Here is a 5,766-nt window from a genome sequence, read left to right on the forward strand (position 1 = left end):
CTATTATAAGTCTGAAACATTTAAAGTTCAGGCAAATGCAAAATTCAAAGTTAAAGTTAAGGAAGACACTTCATATATTTGTCGATACGAATAAGGTTTTATCCCTATTCATTGTTGTGCTTAATTGAGGCATGCTAACAAACTGCAATGCTTCCTGAGCAGCCTTATGGAATCATTTGAATTCCTTTTTCAATTCTATTAATCGTTTCTTGTTTTCCCAGTATTTCAGCAATATCAAATAAATGCGGCCCCATACCTGAGCCTACCAGACACAGACGGAAAACATTCATAACTGCTCCAAAACCCAACTCTTTTTCTTCCAAATAAGATTTCACTCTATCCTCTATTGTTTTGGACGTAAAATCATCTATTTGGCCAAGTAAATCAATTACTTCCTTTAATATTTCCGGGCTGTTTTCTTTCCAACGTTTTTTAACAATTTTTTCATCATATTCCTCAGGTGCAACAAAGAAAAACCAGGATTGTTCCCATATGTCTGCAACAAAAGTTGCTCGTTCCCGAACCAATTCAACTATTCTTTGTACAAATGAAATATCTACAACAATTTCTTTTTCATTCAATAAATCATTGAATTCAAGACTTAATTCATCAATATCTTGCAATTGCATATAGTGATGATTGAACCATTTTGCTTTTTCAGGGTCAAATTTTGCTCCTGACTTACTTACTCTATCCAGTGAGAAAAGATTGATTAATTCATCTAAAGTAAATATTTCTTGCTCAGTACCCGGATTCCAACCTAGTAATGCCAATATATTACAAACGGCTTCTGGGAAATATCCAGATTCTTTATAGCTTGATGATATTTCACCACTTGCAGGATCAGTCCATTCCAAGGGAAATACAGGGAATCCACCAGCATCACCATCACGTTTGCTCAACTTACCTTTACCTGTAGGCTTCAAAATTAATGGCATATGGGCAAATTGAGGCATGCTATCCTCCCATCCCAAAAATTGATACAGTAAAACATGCAATGGAGCTGAAGGCAACCATTCTTCTCCCCGAATGACATGGGTTATTTTCATTAAATGATCATCAACAACATTCGCTAAATGATATGTAGGCAAGCCATCCGATTTAAACAATACTTTATCATCTAATTCATTGCTTTGAAAAACAACTTCACTTCGAATTACATCCATTAATCGAATTTCCTCATTTTCTGGAATTTTAACCCGAATTACATAGGAATCACCATCCTTCATTCTTTTCTGAACATCTTCTTTCGAAAGTGTTAAAGAATTGATCATTTGCTTTCGTGTAGTTGAATCATATTTAAATTTCTCCTTGCGAGACTCAAACTCTTCGCGGACTTTATTCAATTCATCTGGGCTGTCAAATGCAATGTAGGCTTTATCATTCTCCAATAAATAATCTGAATACTGTTTGTATATCTTTTTTCGCTCAGATTGCCTGTATGGTTCATGCTGTCCACCAATCTCTGGACCCTCATCAAATTCCATCCCTAACCAATGCAACGATTCCTTAATATATTCCTCAGCCCCTTCAACAAAACGAGTCTGATCAGTGTCTTCAATTCGTAGAATAAATTTCCCATTATTTTTTTTGGCAAACAGATAATTATACAATGCGGTTCTAACACCTCCAATATGAAGTGGACCTGTTGGACTGGGTGCAAATCGAACACGAATTTCCTGGCTCATGATAATATTTTTAACTGTCAAATTTCACGCAAAATTAGGCTTATTTTTGTGGGGAGTAAAATTCGAATAAGTGCTGCCCTTCGACTACGCTCAGGACAGCAATCACATATACAAATCCTAATTATGGAAAAGAAAATCATCAAAGAATATAAAAAAAAGGATATCACAGTAATTTGGAAAGCCCACAAATGTATTCACTCTGCAAATTGTGTAAAAGGTTTGAATGAAGTGTTTAACCCAAAAGAACGTCCTTGGATAAAAATGGAAAATGGAAAAACACAGGAAATTGTAGAAACAGTCGATAGCTGCCCTTCAGGTGCGTTGAGTTATAAACTGAACAATCCGCCTGTCAGAGGAGAAAATGATCAACCGGAAGTAAAGGTTAAACTTGTTCCACATGGACCTGTCAAAATAGAAGGTTTTGTCAAGTTTATCAATGATGATGGTAAAGTTGAAATTGTGGATGATATTCTTTCCATTTGTCGCTGTGGTCTAAGCAAAGATATGCCCTGGTGCGATGGGGAGCATAAGAAACTGGATGCATATAAGGAATTGCACAAACATTAATATAAATTAGTAGAAGGCATACACCCTTAGTGACTCAAGAATTACTTCTTCAACAAATATCTAACATTAAAATAATACCCTCTTCCTCTGGTACTGAATCCATTTATTTCAGTGTATTTAGTATCAAATAGGTTTTCAATTTTAAAACCAATAGCTAAATTGTTTTTAAGCTCATATCTCGCAGACAAATTGGCCAATGCATAACCTGCTAATAATTCATTATCAAGTGCCCCATAAGGCCCTAATACTGGATTGTAAAATGCATCATAACGGGTTCCTACAAAACGAGAACTGAAGTTAATTTTTAGTTTTTCTGTCGGTCTCCAGTTGATTTGTATTGTAACAATACTGCTGGGTCTTCTCACCAATCCAATTTTTGTATTTTCCACTTCAGAAACAAATAATCCACTTTCAAATAGTTGTACATGATGACCATGTGTTGAGGCTGTATCGATACTGAATGAAGATACCGGTGAAACTGCATTCATAAAAGTATAGCTTCCTGAAAAATCTATTTTTTCTGATAGTTTGGTACTAATGAAAAACTCAATTCCGTAAATATTCTGCTCAGATAAATTAATGTAGGTATCTCCTTTATAATCATTTCTCATCCAATCATTTCCTAAGGAATCTATTGCAACATTCTTATCCCACAGGTAAACATATTCAATAACATTGTCAATTTTATTGTTGAAAAATGCCACACTCAATTTTGATTTATCACCGAGTGATTTTTTAAATCCTAACTCAAAAGACTTGGAGTATTCAGGTTTAAGTAATGGATTCCCTCTGGTTACAACTGCTCCCCAGGCGACATCTGGTGAGTAAAGTCGATATAAAGAGGGGGCATTAAAACCAGTAGAATAGGAAAGATAAAGTAGACTTGAAGAAGAAAGCTTCCAGCTAGGATTCACTTCCCAGTTCATGACATTTCCGAAAGTGCTGTGGCTTGAAAAACGCAATCCCAGAGCAATATTTAATGGTTTCAGTGCTGCACTTACCAAATCTCCTCCGAGTTCAAAATGAGCAAAAGCACTTTTAGTTTGAGTTGCCAATTTCAGGCTATCCAAATCGTATCTATTTTCATATAAAAAGCCATTCGAATAGCTATATATATAGCCTGAATTATTCATACTTTCTTCTTCATATGCTATTCCTGCGAGAAACTTAATTTTATCATAATCCGCTTTCAGGACTAAATCATTTAAGAATAAAGATCCATCAAAAAAACTCTCATTGTATTGATGATCATAGGATCCTGCAAGGTCAACAATAGAAGAATCATCAATATCAGTTCTATTCATTATTGTATATCCACCTGAATAGGAAATATTCAGTTTTGCATTTAATTTATAATTCAATCCAAAATCAATTAAGTCACGTTTGAAGTATATTTCTCGATTATCATCATCTCTGAATGCAGCTTTGTCAAGATCCGTATTATGTTTCATTGCTTTGTATGAAACAAATGCATTTAATCTGTTTTTCCTATAACCAAGCTTAGCGGAATAATCCAGTTTATTGCTATTATCCTGATCACGATTTTTGAAAACACCAGCAGTTGTAATGGTATCGAGCGTTGCATCTATTCCTTTCACGATTAAGTAATCCAAACCAGCATTTGCATAAAAGCCACTTTTGTGGTTAAAATTCAAGTTTAACATATTTTGAGAGAGCCAACTGTTTTCGCCAAAACTTCCTACACTCAAGTTGACATCTGCATTGAGTTTATTTATTGCATTTTTTTTCGTGATAATATTAATGACTCCACCAATAGCCGATGACCCATAAATGGTCGAATGCGAACCTCTTACAATTTCTATGCGTTCCACATTTTCTAAGGAAATTTCTGTCAAATCAATGCCATTATCAACTGATGAAGGATCACTAATTCGTACACCATCAATCATTACAATAGCATGATAACTGTTTGATCCTCTGATAAACATTCTTTGTGTGGCGCCATAATTTTGACCATTTCCGACAAACTGGATTCCGGCTTCAGCTGCTAATAATTCGCCTAAATTAGTGTATACCGCTTGTTGTAATTGTTGTTGATTGATAATAGAAATACTTCTGCCTGTTTCGTCAGGATTTTGTTCAAACCTACTTGCTGTTATAATGGATTCGTCCATTGTATAGGTCTTTGAACTATCCTTTTTCTGGGCAAATAAATTCATGAAAGTGAGAGAAAACACAAGAGTAATAATTAGTGATTTTGACATGCTTAAAAGTTTAAAATTTTTACTAAAAAGTATAAAGCTTTAAACTTTCGGTAATTGCTAAAAATTCGGAACAATTCTGAATTCTATTAACTTTTAACCCGAAAGTATTAAGATATAATAATTAGTGGCAGGTCTTCTGACTTACTCCCTCTCAGGTGGCCTTCCCATCCCGATAGCAAGCAGGACAGTGGCAAAGGATTACCTTTGAGTTATTAGAGTTTACAGCAGCGGGTACTGTTCCCGATTTTCACGAGATTCCCTATTATGGTTCAATTTAATAAAATTGAACGCACCACAGCATAGCAAACCTACAAGAAAATTTTAAATAAAAATCACTTGAAAAATCAATACAATAAGTATAATTACTTTTCAGTACACACAATATGATAGGAGGTAGTTTTATTAACCGGACAATAAGAATCTCCTTTCCCTTCGTAATTCTTGCCGCTGTTATTGAATGTAGCTTTTAAATAATATTTTTGAAAAACAAGCTCATTAAATAATGCTCCATTGGTTGTGATATCAACTGAAGGTGTATTTGTTGTTTTATAAACATCATTAGCATCTCTGGCGACTTCTGATTTATATAGAAAAACTTGTGCGCCCCCAATATAAGTTCCGGATGCGATATCCTTTCTGACAAAAATTTGCAAATTACCAGTAGGTTCAGGAGTATTGTTATTGTTATTAGGGTCGTCAACTATTTCATTGCAACATAATAACGAACTTGCTAAACATGCAATAAAGAGCACTTTTAAGGTTGGAAAATATTTCATAAGAATAATTTTATATTTTAAAAGATAAATTGCTGCATTTTAAAGAACACATACAATTACTTTGTTTATTGATTTTCCTTTTTCGGCATAACCTTCAGCAATACCTACCCAATATCCTGTTGCATTTGTATAACTTCCGCGTAGATAATACTTTTGATAAGGCAAGCTTTCAAAGAGAACACCTTTTGTCTCAAATCCGGTGGTTGGCGTATATTTAACCTCCATTGGATTGTTGTTAGTTCGATCACTTTCAGTAAGAAAAATTTCGACTTTTGCATCACCAACATTGGGTCCATTAACATTCCCCTCTCGAACAAATACCTGCCAACTACCTAAAAATGTAGTAATGATATCAATTTCATTCGTTGAATTCTCTGCCACATTTAATTCAGCTATGCCTTCGTAAACATGACCAGAGTCGGAAAATGTAGCCTGCAAATAATATACTTGAGCAGAAAGATCTTCAAACAATGCCCCATTATCTTCAATTTCGGTAGTAGGTGTTGTTGC

The 5,766-nt window shown here is 34.6% G+C and carries 6 protein-coding genes and 1 riboswitch; of the genes, 2 read left to right on the forward strand and 4 right to left on the reverse strand.

What is annotated here, in order from left to right; genetic code table 11:
• Window positions 1–94: DUF1255 family protein (locus tag HOG71_09530; GenBank protein MBT5991081.1), on the forward strand; the 94-nt coding region annotated here is incomplete at its 5' end.
• Window positions 95–164: 70 nt separating this feature from the next.
• On the opposite strand, the gene HOG71_09535 is transcribed toward HOG71_09530, so the two are convergent.
• Window positions 165–1,688, reverse strand: coding sequence for a glutamate--tRNA ligase (locus HOG71_09535; GenBank protein ID MBT5991082.1), 1,524 nt, complete (start codon window positions 1,686–1,688; stop codon window positions 165–167).
• Between the two features lie 123 nt (window positions 1,689–1,811).
• Between HOG71_09535 and HOG71_09540 the strand changes: the two genes are divergently transcribed.
• Complete coding sequence (locus tag HOG71_09540; GenBank protein ID MBT5991083.1) at window positions 1,812–2,255, forward strand: hypothetical protein; 444 nt, start codon at window positions 1,812–1,814, stop codon at window positions 2,253–2,255.
• A gap of 41 nt (window positions 2,256–2,296) precedes the next feature.
• On the opposite strand, the gene HOG71_09545 is transcribed toward HOG71_09540, so the two are convergent.
• The 3 genes from HOG71_09545 to HOG71_09555 all read right to left on the reverse strand — a co-directional run.
• Window positions 2,297–4,480, reverse strand: coding sequence for a TonB-dependent receptor (locus HOG71_09545; GenBank protein ID MBT5991084.1), 2,184 nt, complete (start codon window positions 4,478–4,480; stop codon window positions 2,297–2,299).
• A 108-nt stretch (window positions 4,481–4,588) separates the two neighbouring features.
• Window positions 4,589–4,792, reverse strand: a riboswitch (cobalamin riboswitch).
• A 50-nt stretch (window positions 4,793–4,842) separates the two neighbouring features.
• On the reverse strand, window positions 4,843–5,256 hold the full coding sequence (locus tag HOG71_09550; protein MBT5991085.1) for a hypothetical protein: 414 nt from the start codon (window positions 5,254–5,256) through the stop codon (window positions 4,843–4,845).
• A gap of 39 nt (window positions 5,257–5,295) precedes the next feature.
• Window positions 5,296–5,766 (reverse strand): hypothetical protein (locus HOG71_09555; GenBank protein ID MBT5991086.1); only part of this gene is annotated, 471 nt, incomplete at its 5' end.

Source organism: Bacteroidota bacterium (assembly GCA_018698135.1).
Lineage (GTDB): Bacteria > Bacteroidota > Bacteroidia > CAILMK01 > JAAYUY01 > JABINZ01.

Excerpts from the sequence above, each read along its gene's own strand:
- HOG71_09535 (MBT5991082.1), bottom strand. The coding sequence starts at position 1,688 with ATGAGCCAGGAAATTCGTGTTCGATTTGCACCCAGTCCAACAGGTCCA.
- HOG71_09540 (MBT5991083.1), top strand. The coding sequence starts at position 1,812 with ATGGAAAAGAAAATCATCAAAGAATATAAAAAAAAGGATATCACAGTA.
- HOG71_09545 (MBT5991084.1), bottom strand. The coding sequence starts at position 4,480 with ATGTCAAAATCACTAATTATTACTCTTGTGTTTTCTCTCACTTTCATG.
- HOG71_09550 (MBT5991085.1), bottom strand. The coding sequence starts at position 5,256 with ATGAAATATTTTCCAACCTTAAAAGTGCTCTTTATTGCATGTTTAGCA.